Annotated in this window: 21 protein-coding genes; 1 reads left to right on the plus strand and 20 read right to left on the minus strand. The window is 46.8% G+C overall.

What is annotated here, in order from left to right; all coding sequences use genetic code 11:
• From AC6R1O_RS05425 to AC6R1O_RS05435, 3 genes are all read right to left on the minus strand, one after another.
• The coding region (locus AC6R1O_RS05425) for a hypothetical protein (RefSeq protein WP_500656616.1) at positions 1-388 on the minus strand (388 nt) is incomplete at its 3' end.
• A 14-nt stretch (positions 389-402) separates the two neighbouring features.
• Positions 403-1,077, minus strand: a complete 675-nt coding sequence (locus AC6R1O_RS05430; RefSeq protein WP_500656617.1) for a hypothetical protein — start codon at positions 1,075-1,077, stop codon at positions 403-405.
• Positions 1,071-1,982, minus strand: coding sequence for a hypothetical protein (locus AC6R1O_RS05435; protein WP_500656618.1), 912 nt, complete (start codon positions 1,980-1,982; stop codon positions 1,071-1,073). The genes AC6R1O_RS05430 and AC6R1O_RS05435 overlap by 7 nt, the downstream gene beginning before the upstream one ends.
• Before the next feature lie 382 nt (positions 1,983-2,364).
• On the opposite strand from AC6R1O_RS05435, the gene AC6R1O_RS05440 reads away from it, so the two are divergent.
• Positions 2,365-2,913, plus strand: a complete 549-nt coding sequence (locus tag AC6R1O_RS05440; RefSeq protein ID WP_500656619.1) for a hypothetical protein — start codon at positions 2,365-2,367, stop codon at positions 2,911-2,913.
• 70 nt (positions 2,914-2,983) lie between these two features.
• On the opposite strand, the gene AC6R1O_RS05445 is transcribed toward AC6R1O_RS05440, so the two are convergent.
• The 17 genes from AC6R1O_RS05445 to AC6R1O_RS05525 form a co-directional block, all read right to left on the minus strand.
• Entirely contained in the window at positions 2,984-4,540 is a 1,557-nt protein-coding gene (locus tag AC6R1O_RS05445; RefSeq protein ID WP_500656620.1) for a hypothetical protein, read from the minus strand.
• Between the two features lie 148 nt (positions 4,541-4,688).
• Complete coding sequence (locus tag AC6R1O_RS05450; RefSeq protein ID WP_500656621.1) at positions 4,689-6,203, minus strand: hypothetical protein; 1,515 nt, start codon at positions 6,201-6,203, stop codon at positions 4,689-4,691.
• Between the two features lie 139 nt (positions 6,204-6,342).
• Positions 6,343-7,062, minus strand: a complete 720-nt coding sequence (locus AC6R1O_RS05455; RefSeq protein ID WP_500656622.1) for a hypothetical protein — start codon at positions 7,060-7,062, stop codon at positions 6,343-6,345.
• A gap of 6 nt (positions 7,063-7,068) precedes the next feature.
• Positions 7,069-7,605, minus strand: coding sequence for a hypothetical protein (locus tag AC6R1O_RS05460; protein WP_500656623.1), 537 nt, complete (start codon positions 7,603-7,605; stop codon positions 7,069-7,071).
• Between the two features lie 48 nt (positions 7,606-7,653).
• Positions 7,654-8,166 carry a hypothetical protein gene (locus AC6R1O_RS05465; protein ID WP_500656624.1) on the minus strand — a complete coding sequence of 171 codons (513 nt, stop codon included), beginning with the start codon at positions 8,164-8,166 and terminating at the stop codon, positions 7,654-7,656.
• 87 nt (positions 8,167-8,253) lie between these two features.
• Complete coding sequence (locus AC6R1O_RS05470; protein WP_500656625.1) at positions 8,254-9,429, minus strand: hypothetical protein; 1,176 nt, start codon at positions 9,427-9,429, stop codon at positions 8,254-8,256.
• An 11-nt stretch (positions 9,430-9,440) separates the two neighbouring features.
• On the minus strand, positions 9,441-11,234 hold the full coding sequence (locus AC6R1O_RS05475) for a GspE/PulE family protein (RefSeq protein WP_500656626.1): 1,794 nt from the start codon (positions 11,232-11,234) through the stop codon (positions 9,441-9,443).
• 33 nt (positions 11,235-11,267) lie between these two features.
• Positions 11,268-12,167, minus strand: a complete 900-nt coding sequence (locus AC6R1O_RS05480; RefSeq protein ID WP_500656627.1) for a hypothetical protein — start codon at positions 12,165-12,167, stop codon at positions 11,268-11,270.
• Between the two features lie 13 nt (positions 12,168-12,180).
• Positions 12,181-13,767, minus strand: coding sequence for a hypothetical protein (locus AC6R1O_RS05485; RefSeq protein WP_500656628.1), 1,587 nt, complete (start codon positions 13,765-13,767; stop codon positions 12,181-12,183).
• A gap of 10 nt (positions 13,768-13,777) precedes the next feature.
• Positions 13,778-15,460, minus strand: a complete 1,683-nt coding sequence (locus AC6R1O_RS05490; RefSeq protein ID WP_500656629.1) for a secretin GspD/PilQ domain-containing protein — start codon at positions 15,458-15,460, stop codon at positions 13,778-13,780.
• Positions 15,461-15,472: 12 nt separating this feature from the next.
• A complete protein-coding gene (locus tag AC6R1O_RS05495; protein WP_500656630.1) occupies positions 15,473-16,033 on the minus strand; it encodes a hypothetical protein in 561 nt (186 codons plus the stop codon).
• A 23-nt stretch (positions 16,034-16,056) separates the two neighbouring features.
• On the minus strand, positions 16,057-17,181 hold the full coding sequence (locus AC6R1O_RS05500; RefSeq protein ID WP_500656631.1) for a hypothetical protein: 1,125 nt from the start codon (positions 17,179-17,181) through the stop codon (positions 16,057-16,059).
• 97 nt (positions 17,182-17,278) lie between these two features.
• Positions 17,279-17,836: a lytic transglycosylase domain-containing protein gene (locus tag AC6R1O_RS05505; RefSeq protein ID WP_500656632.1), complete on the minus strand. Its 558-nt coding sequence runs from the start codon at positions 17,834-17,836 to the stop codon at positions 17,279-17,281.
• Positions 17,830-18,342, minus strand: a complete 513-nt coding sequence (locus AC6R1O_RS05510) for a hypothetical protein (protein ID WP_500656633.1) — start codon at positions 18,340-18,342, stop codon at positions 17,830-17,832. The genes AC6R1O_RS05505 and AC6R1O_RS05510 overlap by 7 nt, the downstream gene beginning before the upstream one ends.
• Positions 18,343-18,657, minus strand: a complete 315-nt coding sequence (locus AC6R1O_RS05515) for a hypothetical protein (protein ID WP_500656634.1) — start codon at positions 18,655-18,657, stop codon at positions 18,343-18,345.
• A gap of 8 nt (positions 18,658-18,665) precedes the next feature.
• Entirely contained in the window at positions 18,666-19,964 is a 1,299-nt protein-coding gene (locus tag AC6R1O_RS05520; RefSeq protein ID WP_500656635.1) for a type IV pilus twitching motility protein PilT, read from the minus strand.
• A complete protein-coding gene (locus AC6R1O_RS05525; RefSeq protein ID WP_500656636.1) occupies positions 19,961-20,854 on the minus strand; it encodes a type IV secretory system conjugative DNA transfer family protein in 894 nt (297 codons plus the stop codon). Before AC6R1O_RS05525 ends, AC6R1O_RS05520 begins: the two co-directional genes overlap by 4 nt.
• Between the last annotated feature and the right edge of the window lies 1 nt (position 20,855).

Here is a 20,855-nt window from a genome sequence, read left to right on the forward strand (position 1 = left end):
GTTCAGTATTCAGTCCCACATCCAGCGACTGGCCATTGGGCAGCGGAACGCTCGTTTTGTGCTGACACGCCTCGAACTGCGTTGAGTGACTCAGCGTTTCACAGCACTCTTGCGCGCACTCTACCAATGTTTGTGCTTGTCCCGCTTTTCGGTCCAACTCGAACAGATCCCGTATCGGATGGTCGGTTCCTTTTGCAAGCGTATCGAGGTATTCAGTGAATACCCGTTGTTTTTCTAATTCCGTTAAGTGCCACACAATGGAGGGTTGCAGTGATGGGTATGCATGCCACAGAGAGGCCCCGACATCATAAGCCACCACCTCTTTCTCTAACAGCAACTGTCTTACTGCGTGTACAAGGGGCATAGCATCAATTTGACTGGCTTCCATGAGCTGCTCCCCCGTTACATGTTGACCGTCAACGTCGGCCCTTCGTTCTTGAAGTAGACGTGGTTGATTTTGTCGGTGATTGGCACTTGCAAAAAACCGCTGATTTCATCGGCCGATAAGGTGGACGTCAGCCTAGTGACGGGCTCCCCCACCATCTTGTCGAGTTTCGCTTGTAATGCTGGTAGCGGTTCATTCGGCGTCTGAGTCAACGCGACGACGCACAGCCCCTTGGAACTTTCGCATACGTGGTATTCGGTCCTTACCGCTCGTTGTAAGGCCGTGTTAGACATCAATGTCTGCCACTGCGGTTCATTGAGCAGCGACGTCATATCGGCGACAGCAGCTTCGATCGCTTTATAACGTTCGAACGGCTCGGGAATTTCATTGAACCGACTCGTCATCTTATCCATGTACGCCAATCGCACGGTTTCTTGTGCGCGTTGGTTAGGAATAAGGCCGTGTTTGGCAAAGAGCTGGCCAGTGAAGAGGTACGAGCTATCTTCAATAGCAATTTCACACATTTCACGGCTTATTTCGGGCATGCTGGCCGCAAACTTACTCATCAATTGTTCTCCAATGGCACGACTGCCCATTGCGCTGTAGTGCATCAGTTCTGCGGTCTCTCTAGCAATGACGTTGAGTTGTTCCGTCGTGATCCGAATGACATTTGTCGGTAGACGCCTTAACATGCGCTGCCTCCTTTCTCTTCCATCTCTTGATCGGTCAGTGCGCGTTGATAGATGCCGTATTCTGGCAAGATCTCAACGTAGTCGTAGCGCTGTCCGTTGTTTTGGCGCTTGCGCTCTGCGCCCAGTACGAAGGGCTCCAATGTACAGGGCGCCAGCAATTGCTCTCCAAACACAAGCAGGGGTAATCCACTGCGATAAGCTTGTCGACGATAAGAATCGCCTTTGGCGTATTTGACGTACTGCACGGGGTGCACCCGTACTTCGGTAATGTGAACCAGCTGATATCGGTCACTGTGACTCATGCGCTGTTCGATAATTTCAATCAGCGACTGCACTTTGTCGGGATCGCATGAGTAGGCCAATATGGGACGACACGCTTGCGCGTCACTGAGTTTGGTGCCTTTTAAATTGCACTCACTCCAGTGAAACGTCGTCTTCATGACGTCGCTACCGCCTATCAGTAGTTGGCGGTGTACCGAGCGCGTGCAGAGGGATTCGAAGTTGTTTTTCAAAAAGCGTTCACGGTGGTGCATCTTGGGGAACGCATCTTTCAGCTCATCACCAAAGCGGCGTTTGAGCAGGTTCACTTCCAGCGCCGCCTCTTTCGCTTGATTAGCCATCGGACCTTTCACTTGGATTAATCCATTGAGTCGAGGCGTGTATGGGGTGTCATCGCTACGGTAATGAGGGCGAACGGCTTTCTCGAGCTTTTCGATAACCTGTTCTTGGGGAACCGGTTGAACATCGACATGTGCAACGACCGCACGTCGCTCGGGCATCACACTGTGATACACCGACACGGTACCGAACTCACATTGCTGGAGTGCAGCAATCAGTTTTGGCACAGCGACATCAACCAGCTGTCGGAATGTCGTGACGATGCTTTCTTGCTTATGGTCATCCATACCTAGCCGCCCTCTCTATTTTGAATACATACTAGCAACGCCCTGCACTACAACACCACGACGCAACCGCGTCAATTCCCCTGCCAAAGCCGCGCGCAGAAATGGGAGAAGAGAAAGAAAAAGAAGAAAAAACAGAAACTTCCTCGCTCTCATAGCGCTCTCGATGTGAGGGATGACTCGGTGGTACGTAGTGCTTGGTACGGTCTATTCATGCTAGTATGTATTCAAGTAACAGTGATTGTTGTTGTATAATGAAATATAATATAGCATATTTTTTGAAATGAGCGATATGTGAATTTGTGCGCTTTACCCACTATTGAGGCGATGCTCACGCTCGTTACCATGTCACTCTGCTAATTCGTACTGTCTAGGAGGACCCCAATTGAAACCGCTACTTTTTTCTATTATTGCGATCACCGCTCTTACTGGTTGTGCGCCGCGTATCGACACTACCGATACCGTTACTGCTAAAACTCTCGACACCGTCAATTTTAATGACTACCGCGATCTGACCGAACTCTATGATGATTTGCAGGTTCCGCTTCGCTGGAAAGTGCGGTTTCACCATGGATTAGTTGACCGCACAGTCCGTAAACCACGCATTATTGCTGAGCGCTATTGTGAATCCCAATACGGGACGCTCGTTCGCGTCGCTCGCCAAAGGGAAATCCTCAACTTCCCTTCTTATCACTACGATGAAGACTACCATCAAGCTGTCCATGAACGAGTCCAAACGTCCTTTGGGTACTTTGATTGCATGTCCCTTATGGGCCATGCCTTTTGGCGTGTCACCATAACTCATGGTGAAGATTTCATTGGCGTGGGCACACAAGGGACTACTCTTCATATCGACGTATATGACCTTGTGGAAACGAGAGCGATGCGGGAAAAAGAATTGGCGGCCTATGACCAGACAGATCGCACTCTTTAGTAGTTGGTCACTCCAAAAAAAAGACCAAGCTTGGTTACGCTTGGTCTTAATTGATTGTGTTTACTGGTCGCTAATCACAATGCCACAGCATCAATCCAGTTGTACATGTTGTGTTATTGCTGTTGCTTCCATTGCACATTTCACCGGATTGCGCTGCCCACTCGCCTTTGATTGGGCATTTCATGCCTGTGACACTATTGTACACCACGGTAATCGACTTATTGCCAGAGAAGTATTGCGACATTGCCCAACTCGCATTATTTGAACCACCGACAAACCGCCACGTACCAGTTGTAGCTTGGCTTGCTAATGAGTTTTCCAATGCCCCAACCCGATTTTTGACATCATTAGCACTGTCGATAACGCTTGATATCCAAGTGCTGCGTGACTTAACGTACATGTTGTTCGTGTAAATGTTACCACTGGCATCCAATGTATTCGTTTTAATGCCCGAACCGCTCACTGTGATGCCATTATTAAATGTTTGCGGCGCCGCAAATACATTGGCCACGTCTCGGCGGGCAAAGTTTGCCGAGTTAACGCCACCCAACATATCAGCATTGGTTGCAGTATCCGTGATACCCAAGAAACGAGCATCCAAATCTTGTCCTTCGTAGTAAACCTTGCCAACTCTATCGACGACCAACGTACCATTACTGTACAAGCTTCCCGCCAGATTGGCATCACCGCCTATGCTTACCGCCCCGCCAAACAACGCGCTACCTTGAACAGATAGTGCATTGGCAATGGAAAGGTCGTCTATCTGACCAATCACCGCTTTCAATGAGTTGGCATCAAGCACATTCACTTGGGCATCACCAATCGTAGCACTCGTCACATTCGCTGTAGTACTCGTCAGTGAGTCGATAGTGGCAACATTACCATTGAGCATTGAAATCGCCGCAGTATCAATGGTCGCCATATCAATCGTCGCGGCATCAATGAGCGCACTATCGATACTGGCGTTGGTGAGGTTTGCTTGCGTGATAGCTGCATTGCCTATGGTGGCCGAATCACTGGTCAGTTGCGTGTTGGTTAGCTGACTAATTGTGGCGCTATTGGCGATGACATTTGACGCATTAAGATCATTCACACCGTCCAAGTTGTTCCCATTCATCAGGAGATCGGTATACATGGTATTGAGTTCGCCGGTTCCCGACGGATCAGCAAAACGAGATAACGACGAACGCACAATCGCAGCGGCTTGTGGAGCTTCTACCCTCATGACCACACGATTACCGCTGAAGCCGCCACTTTGTTTAGCCAACTCAGTACTGAGCATAGCTTTTAGTTTGGGGTCTAGATTGGCTGTGTCGATGTATAACTCATAGCCATTGGTAACTTGAATTCCCTGTATCTTCCCAATGGGTGTGCCGTACTCTCCCGAATAGTACGTGTTGATGCTGGCAAGGCTTGTTGGCCATGCACCACTGCTATTCACATAGAAGTGCTTGAGGCCTGACTGCACCAGTTGCATCTCCTTCATGGTCAAGTGCGCGAGCTCTCTAAACCGTTCCTGCGTTTGCGCTGCAACGTTTACACCCGCTTGCTCAGCGTGTGCGGAGAATCCCACTAAACCTATCGACAGTCCTACGCACATAACGAGGCTACTATTTGCTAACTTCATTGTCTCTCCTTTGCAGCAGAACTGCATACCGAATACACAAAAATAATACTATCACAAATTCAGTAACAATGAGTAACCAATTGCACAGCCAACTTCAAGAGACTAAAAAGCCGAGCTTATGCTCGGCTTCTATTGATGTTTTCGGCGATCACTGACATGTCCACTGCGTAAGCCTACAATAATCGTTGTCGTTTGAGCTGGTGTAGTGGCGCGACCTTTGCAATATCGTGCCAACAACACATGAGCCTGTAGGATCGCCATCTACCTTAATTCCTGCAAACGGTCTTTGACTACAAGAGCTGGATTGAGCAGTGACAACCCATCCACCCATTTTGTTGCTCAATGCGCCAGCATTAACCTTTTGCTCCAACGCTCCCACTCTCGTGTAAGCACTGTTCGCTTTATCGATTGTGCTTGAAATCCAAGTACTTCGTGACCGCACGTACATATTATTAGTGTAGATGTTACCACTCGCATCCAATGTATTGGTCTTAATGCCTGAACCATTGACCGTAATTCCATTATTGAATGTTTGTGGCGCAGTGAAGACGTTAGTGACATCCTTGCGCGCAAAGTTCGCTGCATTTACGCCACCAAGCATGTCGGCGTTAGCCGCGGTATCCGTGATGCCCAGAAAACGGGTATCCAAATCCTGACCTTGGTAATACAGCTTGCCTGCGTTATCGATGACCAAGGCGCCATTGCTGTACAAGTTACCACCTAAATTCGTATTTCCCGCAATGGTCACCGAATCTCCAAACAGCGCCGCGCCGTTCACCGTCAGCGTGTTCGCTATCGTCGCATCATCGAGTGCTGCCAGCGCCGCATTGACCGTGTTAGCGTTTAGCACATTGACATCCGCTTGGTCTAGAGTGGCGGTAGTGCTGGTCAGCGTCGCAAAGCTGGCCACATCCCCGTTTAACGTAGAAATCGCCGCGGTGTCGATTGTCGCCATGTCGACGGTCGCGGTGTCAATCAGCGCGGTATCGATATTGGCATTGGTGAGATTGGCCTGCGTGATGATAGCGGTACCGATGTTGGCCGTATCACTGGTGAGTTGAGTATTGACCAACTGACCGATTGTGGCGCTGTTGGCGATGACGTTGGACGCATTGAGGTCGTTGAGTCCGGCGATGTTGTTGCCGTTCATCAGAAGGTCGGTGTACATGGTGTTGAGCTCACCGGTGCCCGATGGGTCGGCGAAGCGAGACAGAGATGAGCGCACAATAGCGGCGGCTTGGGGCGTTTCCACTTGCATGATAGCTCGGTTGCCATTAAATCCGCCGTTGTTTCTTGCCAACATAGTTGAGATTTGTGCTTTTAGCTTGGCGTCTAGATTCGCGGTATCAATATAGAGCTCGTAGCCGCTGGTCGACTGAGTACCTTGGATGGTACCGACGGGCGTCTGAAATGAGCCAGTGTAGTAACTACTCAGACCGCTCAAGTTCGTCGGCCATGCGCCATTTTGATCAACGTAGGCATTTTTGAGCGCCGCTTGAACAAGTTGCAGTTCCTTTATGGTATCGGTTGCCAGTTCTTTATAGCGTGACTGAGTTTCAGCCGCCGCTTTGACACCTGTGTCATTTGCAACAGCGATGTCGATACTTCCAAGCACGCTGCACAACATACACAGGGTTACAAATTTGTTTGAGGTTACGTCCACCTTACTCTCCCTATCACACACATACACAAAATAAATGGTACCACAAATTTCATAGATTGCTTAATTGTAAATCATATGATTAGGGGGGAGCTTCCAACGCGATGAATCGACGTTTGAACAATGAAGATATTCTGACGAATTAAGCGCTCAAGCCGTTTTGACGTAATTTCTGGTGGTTTCTGTTGATCGACTCAAGTTTCAACACAAACCGATAAAGGTGCTTACGGGATGCTTCTAAACTGATTTCGAGTTGTTGGTTTAACTCTGCAAGCGTCTTCTCACGCGTAAAGTAACGTTGTGCTTGATGGATCTCATCTCTGAGTGACTGCTGTTTCAGTATGTGGGGTAAAAGTCCAGACATAGCCAGTTCATACATGGCAACCTCGAACTTCTTTTTTATCAATCGCTTATTAAGGTTCAAGGTAACTGAACGATATCCTATGTACTCATACTTGATACTGGGCGCGATGGCGAGATGTTGTGCAAGCTTTCGAACACGCTCAACATCTTGACCGCTGTTGAAGTGAGAATAGACGGTATCGCTATCAAACAGTTGTTGCTTCTGCATGATATCGAATTGTTTGAAAATTACGTCACACACTTTTTTGGAGTAGCGTCTTAGCGCTTCCATTTCAATGACAATACTCACTTGGCGTTGGCAACACGTAGCCCGTTTTCTCACTTCAGTCAGCGTTATCCGCCCAAGTAAGCCTTTGGTCACTACTTCATAATCAGAGCCTAAGCCGCTGACCGAAGGTAGCTGTTTGTTCAGATACAAATACTTGTATCGTTCTCTGAAACCTCGGCAATACAACGAATCTTTTAAGCTGCTTATTTCGATGTGGTTAATCTCAACCATACAACCTCATCGGCACACATACGTTTGTCCTGTGCCATCTTGCTGCATTCCACCCAACAGATAGTACTGTTCCAATTGTTCATCTGTCACATTAAGATCCATTCTTACAATTAAATCATCATTTAACTGTGAATAGTTGATCTCTTTGTCTCGATAAGCCAAAGCTAAATGGTCTCTATGTTCAGCGCTATCACTCACGGTCAATACCATTACAGACGAACCCTCTGCCTGAGCTCGACCAGTCAACGGATCAAATGACGTTGCCGCTCGGTCGATGCTTAAGGCATAGTTAAAGTTGTATGGATTATATATTAGTGCTGGGTTTAAGAAGCCGAGAGTCATGAGTTCTTCCACCGTCACCGACGCGACTTGTCCGTCATCCATGCAATCGACAAAAAAATAATCACCCAGACTCCGCAATATGGCCATATGACTTTCAGCCATCTGTTGGTAATTGCGCGCCTTTGCTTTGCGTGTTTCTACCGTTAACCATTGAAAAGAAAAGGTCACTAGTGTGAGAGCTAGAATGGCAAACATTAGCATTCCAGCTCCTATAAACCCTTTTGATTTTTTACTATGGCCCATACAACATTACGGTCCTGTAACCGTAATCGTTGTACCGCTTACACTGTATTGTGACGCGTCGTATTTGGCTTCAACACGGTCCAGCACTCGTTCGTTCGGAATTGCAATCGATAGATCAAATTTAGTTGGATTCGAGTTTGGTGAATACGTCAGTGTCTGACCATTTTTGCGACGCCATGAGAACCCTTCTGGTAAAAAGCTATCCAAATCACTGGCTGTTGAACCCGAATAGTCATTCGCGATTCCATATGGGGAGTCATAAGCCGCTTGCGAGACGGTTGTAATTGCAAACATAATATCGTTTGCGGTTTGGTTATCATTAAAGTTTTTGATACTTGGTAGAATTAGCGTAACCAAAAAAGCAACAATACCTGCACCAATTACCGAGTACTCAAGAATACCAAACCCCGCAAATCCGCCTTGACGCTTGCGACGACCAATGGCTGAGCGCTTTACGCTTTCTTTTTGTTCCACAGCGCCGGCTTTGTCACCGACTTGACTAATGTTAAGTGGTCCCATTTCTTATTCCCTTTTTCTGGATTGGATGAAAAATAATATACTACATATTCTATTTTAATGTTATAGCTCGTGCCACTTTTTTTTGGGCTATAACCCAGCAGAAGCCTGAAAGAGCAGTGCTGATGTCGCTAGGATTTGAATGGAAATGATGACCGCTATCATAACAATCACCACCATGAAGAACGTTGAGGTCGTCTTCAGTTTTTTGATGATCGATTCCTTACCCTGTGAGTCAATGATCTGTAGCGCCGTACGAACACTCGATGACTCACCCTGACCGGCCATACGTAGAGTTAGTTGTAAATCCTTGGTTAAAAGCCCCGTATCAAGTTGACGTGTACCACTTTCCCCCTCACCCAGCTTATCTCTCATGATGCGCAAGTGGTGCCGTTCATATTCAGAAGCAGTTTCGTAGATACTGTCGACCGCTTCTTGTGATTCGTACCCAATGTAACTAATCAACAAAGTTAAACCCGAAAAAATATTCAGACCCGAGAAGAATCGATACAGAATGAATGGTGGCCAGTATGTATCGAGTGCCTGTCGGAACTCCCCCATGTAATTCTTAATGAAGTAGTGCTGCAAAATGTAGCAGGCAAACAGAATCAGCATTGCAATGGGCGCATAGGCGACAAATATTTCACCGAGCGCAAAGAGCGTTGTTGGAACGTCGATGAAACGATCTGCTGATGCATTTTCCTGTTTCACTTGGGCGTAATACTGTGAACCAAGGTTGCTCACAACCAATGAACCCATCAACAGTGCTACGCTTACGGTCACCTTTAGTGTCGTATTTCGACGCACCGCTGCGATGGCAATAGTGTCATCTGTCGCCTGTTTAATGGCGCGATTAAACTTTTCCTGCATTCCAGTTTCTTGTTGCTTAGATTTTTTTCCGGCTGCGCCCATGATCATTACAAAACTCGTATCGAACATATCCGCCATAGCGGTATGCATTGGCAGTCCCTCCCCGAGCCGCTCGTTGAGTACCACCAATACCGCTCTCATAATTGGTGCATCAAGCGTATCTGCCTCTTGATACAGCATCGCCATTAACTCAATCACTTCGACATTCTTTTTGGCGTGAATTGATTCGCCCTTTATCGACAGGAAATGTTCAAGGAATTTGGATTGCTTTGCTCGAGTAAAGCGCGTCTTTATCCATAGCGCTTTATAGAGCGGGACAATGTTGGTCAGTGCCAAATCTTCCGTATCATCAACACCGGAATTAAGCCACTGCTTTAGGTAGAATCCAATGTCCATCACTTCACCCTCTAAACTGTGCCATGTTCGTACTCAATACCGTAGCTCTCTCCAAAGCTAGGGTCGTCTGCGACAGTATCTAAGATACCTTCTACCTCCACGTTGGCGTAAAACGGATCAATGAGACCTTTTTCCACCTTGTACCGACCAATGTCGACCATTGATTTCCAACCACGGTCTTTCAACCATTTGTGCAAACCTTCAGCGCCATGTTCTCTGATGCGATTGATCATTGCCGGTGTTGGCTCCACAAACTCCGTTACGCCAACCATACCGCGTACGCCACCGTTGCATCCGCACTCTTGAGGATTCTGGTGGTTATGGCAAGGCATCGCGTCACTATTTACGAACCGCATTGAGCCCAAATGCTGTTGATCAAAGACCTTTGTGATGACTTGCTTTCTGTCTTCATCAAGTTCGTCAAATGTTAACGCGCACGATTGGCATGTTTTCGAAACCAGTCGAGTTCCTACAAGCAGTTTGAGCAATCCATCTATTGCCAAATCTTTCTGCTCTACTCCCATATCTAGGAGTCGTGTCACAATCCCCACTACGTCATTGGTGTGCATCGTCGACACACTCAAGTGGCCTGTATTGGCTGCGGTTAGAAGAGTAATGGCCTGCGATAAAGATCGGACCTCGCCCAGCAATATCATGTTCGGGTCCTGCCTTAACATCGACTGCAAGTAGATATCCCACTGCTCGTGTCCTACGCTCGACTGTGTGATGTGCTCGTTTACGCCATGGAGATTGAGCTCGACGGGATCTTCAACAGTCCGACCAGACAAGTGTTTGGGGAAATAGTGTATCGCACCGCCGAGCAATGTTGTTTTACCACTTGAGGTTGGGCCGGTAACCAGTATCAACCCTTTCGGCTTGTTGAACGCACGTTTCATTGCAGTACGTATCGGCGTATCAACGCCAAGCTCTTCAAGGGTTTTGGGTTTGTCTGTCTCTACCAAGCGAACAAACAAGCCGAGCGCTTGTTTTTCACCCTCAATTTCAATTGGTACTTTTTCCGCACGCAGCTGAATCTGCTTCTCGTTACCATTGTGTTCTTTTACGGTGACTTTAAAACGCAGTGATTGGGGCGTGTCATAGTTGACGTCCCCACCGCCTTTGTTGGTGTTGATAGCTTGGACGATTATCCGTTCACCCATTTCACCACCAATCACTCGCTTCATCGACTTTTGCATGATTTTATCGACGCGGTAGTTAACCACCAACTTTGACCCGAGCACCATTTCCATATCAGTAGCTTTGTTCTCGTAACCATATTGCACCAGTTTCTCAAACTGCTCCTTTGCCATGTACTTCGTTTGCTCAGACTTATTTGAGTCATTCAGCGATGCTTGCTCTTGAACAGTAATGGATAACTGTTCTAATAATGCTTCATCGGCTGTCTCAAATCTGACCTGTTGTTGATAGTGTTTCTGAATGGCACTCTTTAGTAGCTGGGCTTGTGGAAAGAACTCGCGCATGGCGGTTCGTGCTATCAAAACTCGACCATCCTTTAGCGGTAGAACACTGCGAAGCGCGGATGGCATTGTTGGGGTTACTTCTTCCAAAGCATCCATATTCACTTGGTCTACCGCATAGCTTTTTTCGCTACGCTGCTTTAGTGCTGCTGCGTTCTCTCCGAGGTCTATTGTGGGTTCAACATCATTGGATACCTCTTCATGATGTGTATCCATGAATGTCTCTGACGGTTCAGAGATCCACGCATCGTCCATCACAGTCTGCGTCACCGCACCAAGTTCGTCAGAAAAGTGCTGCTCAAACGAAGTGTCAACATCATTACTCATTATTTAGAGCTCCTTAATCTAATCTTAAATGGCCTAGTTCAAGCATGTAATGAAGCTCGAATCATCGACAGTATCTTTGATAGTGACGCAGTCTAATTCGTAGTTGAATTGAGTGATTTCAAACCTTGCCAACACTCGTTGTCCACGACGAACTGAATCGTATGTCTTACCCTTGATCGCTAAACTTGCTCGATCGTTGACCATTCCTCTCAGCACAAAATTTGTAGGTAGGTAGACTTGCTTAGATAAATCTTCATCTTCTGCACCAAGACTGGCACTAGCATCCGTTTTTGGCACGCCTTGAGTTAGGTCTTGCCCCATGTCGATGGGATATCCACTGTTGCTTGGATAGTCAGGCGGGAATTGCTGTGATTGGCTAGGACTAGACTCTTTAACTGGCTTACCGTCAACGATATCTTTGATCTCTGACTGGTTCTTTTGATACTCAAGCTCAAACTTGGACTTTTTAGCCAACAGCTCCGTCTCTATTGCTTGGTTTCTCTTTGCGTGGATTGATAATCTCGTCAAGCCGTACAACTCAGCTGCGGGTTTGTTCGATGTTTGCACTCGTTCAGATAAAAGATAGAGAGCTGACAGTTTGTCGAAGCTTTGCACATCCACTAAAGGGACATCCTTTGCTTGAAAGCTGCTTCGACTTTCCTGTGCAACGGGCGCATTATTCACGTTTTGCGTACCGCTCACTGAAGCACTCGAAGCCGTATCTCCAAGTGTAAGCGATGCTGATGCGGTAGAGCCCGACTCAGAGTCAAACTCCAACCATCCCATTTCGTCTAGAACAACGTAGACACTGTAGCTCAACATGATGACTATCAATCCGATTTTAAAGGCTTTGTTTCCGGCCTTCTTGTTCTGATCGTCCTTGTCTTTGCTTCCGTTTTTTTCTTTGGCCTTGCGGCCTTTGCTAGATACCATGAGGCACTCCTACCTACTTGCCGAATACTTGAATGAACAAATCGCCCGAATAGCCGAAATCGCACTTATTGTTTTCGATTACGTTGCCTTCTTCATCAAATCGGGTTAATGCTTCGTTCTTTAGTTTTATGGAATGTAATGAGTAATTGCGATAAGCAAACTGTGTCGCAAGATATTCAAAATCTTCAGACAGCCAACATGAGAACGCCAACTTAACTAAATGAACACGATATTGACCAACGCCCTCACCGTTCACGGCGCGGTTATCGGTTGTCACAGTGACGTCCTCAAATAACCAGCTCACAGCATCTGCTATATAGCTGGTCTCATCTTCCGCACTGGATATATATGGCTTCTCATTGATCCTGACGGGTGGTATCGCAGAGTCGACGTGGGCACCGGTTTCATTGAAACGAAGTCGAAACGAAGCTCTCCGTTTTTCAACGAACTCTTTAAGATCTGTATATGACCCCCCCATCGAATATGGCGTTATAGTTATCACAGGGCCTGTAACGACCATTTCGCCAACTTCCCAGCCGAGAGGTTTTTGACCAGCTCTAGGTGTATTTGCCGTACTGATCACTTGAAGAGCTCGTGATACACCTTTTAATCCAAACTCTGCTTGAAGATTCTTCGAGCCATTGGTGATGTCGTTGCGATATTTTCTCCATGGGTCTTCCACAACTAGTTGTCGCTTCTTGAGTGCTTCTTGCTCTGCAATACGCGCCTGTTGAGCGCTATATTGAGCGAAGTTAACAGCTGCAATCACGCCGCCCACTGTACCTAAGTAGCTGTAGTAGACTCGACGTTGTTGCTTTTGTAACGTCGCTATCTTCACCAATCTAGGCGCTTGGGCTCTACAAGGTTTTTGGAACAGCTCATCAATAGTCAGCTCTGTTAGGAATCCGTTTGGCAGTGTCCGGCAAACCCATGTTTTGTCTTCATCATTAGTCGGCTGCTCCGCACTATGTGATGCATTATTTTCTCCCGCGGTGTTATGGTCTGCCTCTATCCCCCACGAAATCGTATGACCGTCAAAGCTCAATCCGTCTTTATCGAGGACAATCGAAGTACCGATAACATCTTTGCGAAAGTTTAGATAACTAGCCCGTCCTTCTTCATTTGCCAGCTGTATATAATGCTCTGAATCAACCATCTGGTGGCCATTACAGATAAACATGTTGACCTTTGAATCACTGATCGTAGCCAGCGCCGCTTGCACTTCTATGCCAATAGACTCCGGATCACTCACATCAAAATCAAAGATCCAATCAAGCAGAAGCTCCCTATCTCCGCTATACACGATAAGTGCGAGTTGTTTACCGAGACTTTCCGCATATACAACGGCGCCATCAACTCTCACACCGCTCTTTCCTATCTGATCAAGTACATAACTTGGCAGTACAACACCTTCTTTCTTCGCCATGTAGATCGCACTAGATTTTCTACCAACCAGTCGCCAAAGTTGGCGCCGCTCATGGAGTGCGTACTTTAATTCACCTTTCGAAGCAAGCTTACGGGCATCGCGATCGCTAAGTGATTTAGCGTTGACATAGCTGTACTCTTTGCTTGTTACGATACTACTTGGATACCTAAACATACCGCCTTCCTTACGCTCTTGGGCGGTAGATGTACGGCGTGATGGTAATAATCGTCTCAATACGTTCAGATTTACCAAACTCGCTCGATGCAATCAGTTCAGAAATACCCTTACCACGTCTTAGCTGCTTAATTTCACGGCTTAGTCCACTTAACACCATCGTATCTCCTGCTCTTACAGTGAACTTGGACATAAAGTCTTTCTTTGATGTGCGTGGAGACTCGACGTACGTTGAAACACTGTCGCTACCGCTATCACTGTCCGTGGACGTATCGCCGTTACGCGTCAGCTCTAGCAACGATGAAATGTTAGTTGCCATACGAATAGTGACATCGTGTTCAAAGATTGTTGGTAACACATACAAGCTAAAGCCAACATCTTGGTTCTCTTGTTCAATGGTCAGCTCTGTTCCGACGTTCGCGGTGTTCGTCGCTGCACGCTCAGAGATGAAGTAGAAATTCTCAATATCTTGTAGCTTCGAAAGCGTGTTGGGCTGCATGGTTGTACGCGGCATGGTACGACTCGACACTGCGCCATAGTAGGAAAGTGCTTCCATCAGCAATTCTGTACCACTGAACTTCCCACCAGTAATTTCTGCTGAAATCACATTAGTCGGCAACGTTGTGGACGCTCGCCCGATTTGACTTGCGGCGGTACCAGTGTTCACCCCCGTTTTTATAATGGCGTCACCAATGTCACTCACCACGGTAGACACATCGAAGGCTTGAGAACCTTCGTTAGTCAGTTTTACCTCGATAATGTCTATTTCTAGATACACGTTCGTTCTGAACAGACGATTTCGCTCAGCGACAATTTTTTCCATTTCATCGAGTACTGCAGGCGTATCACGCACGGTAATTGTCGATGTCGCTCGGTTCAGGTAAATTGGAATATCTTTGTCTGCGATGTCTTCCGGTTTTTGTGAGGTGTTCGAGTTCGATGTTGTGGTCGCACTGCTGGATGTGCCTCCATCCTCATCGTACACAGTTTCAATCGGTGGTAATGGATAGTCGTTGTAGCTCATCGTAGTCAATGCCACCGGCTTACGAAAGCTCGAATACGTCAGCAACTCTCTATATACCTCATCCAGAGCGTCAATTTCTCCTACTGCATTAACGTATTCCGAGTTCGACGAAATGCTCTTGTCATCACTACTTGACTCACCTTTGCCTTTGCCCTGACCGTAATAGTCCGTGCCGTGGGTTGTTGCAATAGAGAAAGAGCGAGTTTCATACATGCTCCACGACAGCTTATTGCTTGAGGCAATTTGATATGAATACCCTGATGCACTGGCGATTGATTCAATGGCATCTCCGACTGTGCGACCGGAGAACGAAATTCTCTTGTTTTTGTCGATGTTGCGGCCGTATTTAACGTTCACATCCCCATCCAACACCATGTTCACCGCTTGGTTAAGTGATACGTTGTTGCCTTTACCACCCTTGAGAGGATCAAACCACCAGCTAGGCTTTGCGGCCTCTTCACGATTCGTTGGTGCAACGAACAGTTTGTTGGTTACCGTAACGTTCGAGTATCGCGGCTTGTCTGACTTAAGCGCATCGATAAGTCGCATTTCTTGCGCGATATCTTTCTCTACTCGGCTCTGGGTTTCTTCAATTTCGTTATACGACGCGCACCCGCTTAGGATGAGAGCTGCCGCAATGCTTGATGCTATAAGAAGTTTATTGGTCATGGTCGTCGCCTATCAATTCGAAACAGTGAACTCAACGATGTTATTCAGATGCGCATATGCGTGAGCAGCATGTTTCTCACGCCATGGCTCAATCATCTGATTCATCAGATCGGCAACGTTGTCGCCCGTAATATAGAAATCGTTGTAAAAACGTAATGAGTCTGGGAAGTTCTTATGAAAATACGGCTTGCCGTCCGTCGTATGACTAAATAGCACCCCCATATTCTCCATCAAACTTCCTTTCTTGACTGAAAATCGGATGCGCATGTCCGGCATCACCTTCAAACGCGAGGATGAAGTCACTTTAAGAGCTAGGTAGCTTGGAAGTTGACGTTCGGCCTTGAAGTCATACGCTTGTTTCTCGGTGAATTGCAAACGATCGTAAGTTGATGAATCGGTACTCACTCGGTCGCGTGCGAGTTGGTTACCGGTATCACTGGAAGTCCCTTTGAGTGTGACCAAGTCTTCTTTAGATAGGCTACCCGCAATAATACTCTCGGCATGCGAGGATGTAGACACGGCGAATGCCAGACTTGCAACCATAGGGAGAAGTTTGATGTATTGATGCTTCATATAAGTTCCTTTTCTCATGGTGCCTACTTAAAGCAGGTATCGATGATGCGTTTACGAATTTCGTCTGTGGTGGCATGCACTTGCAGATAGACAATGCGACTCGCTGGATCGATATCTGCGTAGAACGAAATTCCTTTATTATCACGGGTTAAAGTACACACGATGTTCGACACATCTTTACTGAGGTCGTACTTGTTGAATCTAAGGTCGTTTACAAACCGAACTTCGTCATACAAAACATCTTTCACCGCCTCTTCAGACCACACCAATTTGTATTTCCAGTGATTTCTTAAGAATTCATCAACCCCACTCTCAGCATTCCCTTTCGGAATGACGCGGTCATCGGATGGGTAGTACTTATTCTTCAAGTTGTTGGTAATCAGTTCTTGCTGTTGGATCTGCTCATTCAGAGTCTTTTGCTTTTGAGCGACATATTGTTGTTCGGATGCTAGTGTTCTAGCTTTTGATTGATTTTCAGCTAGCAATAACTCTGCGGCATTCTGCGTTGTTTCAGCGTCTTTCAATCGAGCCGTTAGCGTAGTTTGCAGCTTGCCAACTCGAATGCGTTCTTGCTCGAGTCTGCGTTGTTCTGCTTCATATTTAGTCTGGAGGGCGACTTGTTGACGTTTAGTGCTTTCCTCTAGCGAAGCTTTCGTTGTCGCTACACGGCGTTGAATCTCTTTGTTGGTCTGAATTTCTTGCTGGCGAAAGGCTTCTTTCTCAGCCTGCTTCACATTAAATGCGTACTGAGATTTCTCAGTCAGACCTGCACTATAGTGTTCAGTCCATCGGTAACGTGTTATCTGCTCAACAGAGCTAGGTTGAACGTAGTGAACACCGGAATTTACGAGTCCAGAATTGGCTTGGGCGATCACCATCTGGCGGTCTTCCATGTTCAGTAGATAAGCTAGTCCATAGCGCTTTCCAGCATCATCCAATATCTCCGTCCAATCTGGAGTCGTCTTAGTATCTTCGAAATGCACGACTAACTCGCGATACTTTGTGTCGGCGTAGAGCACTTCCCAATCTTGGGTCAGTACAGGATTAATCTCCGCCATTTGAATGCTTGCACTGTGAGCAAACAAACTCATGCTTGCGATGATGACTCCCGTCCATGTGGCCATGGTTTTATTTACGGTGACTTTCATGGCTTCCATACACTCCCTGCCAGTCGAACATAATGAAAAATATTATATCAGATATTCTATACCATTTTACATTCAAATGGACAAAACTCTCCAATTTTTATTTGATTCGCGTTTTGAAACGCTCCAACGTATTCATGATCTTTTCTTTGTATGCATTGTGATTCTTTGGGTAACGGCCTTTGTAGTGGTAGTGATAGTTCGCTGTGGCCACAAGCCAAATGCTTCCTTCCTTTCTCACTTTCTGTTTACGTTCTTTTAAATACTCTTTCTTGAGCAGGTATGACGTCACATAGATGGCAAAGCATGGGTCTTCCATGATCCGCTCTGAAGTCACCCCTTGAATCCCCGCATCTTTGAAGTCCTGTATTCGAACATCATTTATGCAGGTAATACCGTAATCTTTTGTGCCATTGGGATTCGTTAGATAACCATGTAGAGGCCCGTTTTCATGTCGAATAACCGCCATGAGTATCCACTCGGGAACGCCGTAGGTCACCGCAGCCTTAGTAACACAATCACGATACTTGGCGACTTTCTTCAACTCGGTTCGATAGATGATGTCTCGATTGGAGTCGCCCATGGCGTACAACATCGGGCAAATCGACAGCCACAAGACCGCTAAAAGAGGCGCAGTGCGAATGATTCGAGCTAACATAGTCGATACGCATGCCCTGTGTAATCTATCGCGAGCGGAAGACGAGGCGGCAGCGTGGGCATGTCGTTAATCCCAAGAGAGGCCCACATTTTTTTGCGTTTGAGTAACGTACTCTCTCTGAGTGGGTCACACTTGCCTGTGTCTACCGCAACAAACACGGTTTCCTGCGCCTCATTCAAAGAAATATCCACTCCATAGCCGCGTGCGATGTTTGTAAGCACTATTTGAACCGGCTCCCCTGTGCTGCGCCAATTCACTTTCATCGATTTAAGCTCTGGCGAGACAAACTCCACTTGCATCTTATTGCGCACGATACTCGACAATGCGTCTTCCAAACGTTGGTCACGTGCTCGACCACGAATGCTTGCTTGCTCTGGCAGAGCATTATCCTGTACCACCTGTTGAGCTGGTGGTTTAGGTGCAGAATGAACGTATAGGGCACTATGTGATATCGGGGGTAGGAATAGCATCGCACCCACCATCCCAACACAAATGACATTCTTCATCTAATCAACCTCTTGTTTAACTATGCGAAAGCGTCTTTCGCTCAATGCACGTCTTGTCATGCTGCGTCGTTCTTCCAAATAGAAAGGCAATGTCCGCAAACGCAGACGCTTCTTCTTCAATAGTCGGCGACACCCAAAGATGAACACCAACGACATGATGAAGGTGCCAAATCCAAACATCAGTGTTACGCCGATTCCCCCAAACAACATGTACAAGAAGATGGGATATGGTATTTTCTGAATGTCAGCGGTTCTGGTCGTTTTGTCGCAGTAAGTCAGTTCTTCATTCACTTCGAAATCAAGCTTAATCGCCATACGTACCTCTAATTGATCACGCTTCTGTATTCTCTTTCACTGATTCTCTGTTCATCCAGTGCCTTCTTCGCGCTAGTCTTCAGTGATACGCCATGCTTATCAATCAATCGCTCGATGGTGCTGTTGAAGTTCTCGTACGGCTGCTTAAGAATTTCGTCTTTGACTTCTCGGGTAAACGGTAGTATTTCGACCAAACACACCATTTTGCCGTCTTGCGTTTTGACAAGCTCTTGATACACCGCTAACCGCATATACTCGATCGTTTGACGCACTACACCTTCTGCTCTGTCGGCCCCAATTTCGTTAGCGATACGGGTGAAGATGTTTGTAATAGATCGCGCATGGAGTGTGGTTATCCCAAGGTGACCAGACTCGGCGATCTTTGGTAGCGTTTCGAAGGTTTCTTTATCTCGGCTTTCACCGACGAGTATCACTTCTGGCGTGTTCCGTAGTGCATTGACCAGTCCGCTATAGAAACTAGTGAAATCACCAAACCGACCAATAGTGTGCTGAAAAACGAGGTTAGGACCTCTTACGTGTTTGAAATTAAACTCGATAGGCTTTTCGTAAGTAAGGATAACTCGGTGATGTTCCGTATCTTCTTTTAGATATCGAATAATTGAGGCGCAAGTAGTCGTTTTACCACTTCCTGTAGAGCCAGCGATGGCGATCAGGCCATCTTTACCCGACGCGTACTGTCGAATTAATGGGTGAGTGTTTAGTTCATCGAAGCTCGGAGGTATCGGCTGAATATCTCGCAAAGTCATTTTCAACGTGCGCTGAGGTCCATTTTGAAATGAGCAAACATTGACACGTGCTCTCATTGGGCTTTTGGCGCGGTCATACTGATGCTCGTAGGTGGCATCAATGTCCGAGTCGGGAGCAAACGCACTGGACGCCTGCTCAGCGTCAAACATATACTCCACGATGTCCTTGACTTCGTCTGCGGTTATCTTGTTGACGAATAACGGCATTAAACGCTTGTCTTTCTTGCGATAGATGTATTGGTCTGATGCAACAATGAGATCCGAATAGCCGCCATTTCTCCCTAGAATCTTCAGTATCCGGTCAATATCCGATCCAGCGATCCGTCCACTTTCACAAATGTCGAGATACTCTGCATCCGTAAGCAGCGGATCAGCACGCAACTCTTCTGGAATATTAGCTAAAATCGGGTTTAGCTCAATTTCCGCGCATTCACTCAACTTAGGTTCTAGCTCCGGCGTCACGAGGACTCCAGATTGATCTTCAAGACCGCCAAAGTTGAGATCGGAAAAGGCATCAATCAGTGTCGGGTCAGTACTCATTGCCCAATCCTTCTGAGCATCTCATACATCTCCCGAGGCATGAGTTCATCAAGCGGAGGAAGCGCTGGGATTAGCTTCCATGTTTGTGGGTTGTGGTTAAACACTGGCTTCACTTCAAGAGATACGAATCCGCTGTTTAGATCAAGTCGGACATCGTCTCCTGTGGTATTAAAGGCAGCATGCTTAATGGTAGGCTCTGTCACCATGTTGGCATCCTTCAGCATTGTATACAGCTGGATACCTTGAAGGTCATACACGGCTCGGGACAACTGATAAGTTACGTTCTGTATGGCAGTTTCGATGCCTATCTTCCATCCCCGAGCAAAGCCCGACTTCCACTGTTTTACTTCTTCATTGGTGGTTGGCAGAAGCTTGTCACTCATGATTCGAGGTGGCACAGCGTTCATGACAACATAATCTCTCCAAGTGGGCGGAGCGTCCAAAAAGTGCGGATCTTCCTGAATGATGTAAGTTTCGTCTGCGTACGTGAATGCCGTTTTACCTTCATTGAGGTACTTTTTGGTCCCGTCGGACACCGTCATGATTGGCGGCATGATGAGATAGCTTTTGTACGTCATTAAATACGGAGCTATATCAATACCTTCATCTAGATATTGACCCGCTTCATCGAGGTAGCGCTTGATATATTGCTCAGCATAATACTGACCAGCTTGGACTCCGAGACTCTCTGCTTCGGCCTGCATCCCTCGATTGCTCAGACTGTTTAAGTGGGCGTTATTAACCAACATTCCCATTAGTTCGCCGCGGTTCAAGTCACTACTAGACGTTAAGTTATAGAAATAGTCGTAAAGTTGGGTGCTTGCGCTTGCTAAACTTCCCCAACTGATAAGAAATAGTCCGATAAGAACGCGTTGACGTAGTCCAGCCATG

The organism is Vibrio sp. R11-SG3-ISO3-SZ (assembly GCF_059834345.1).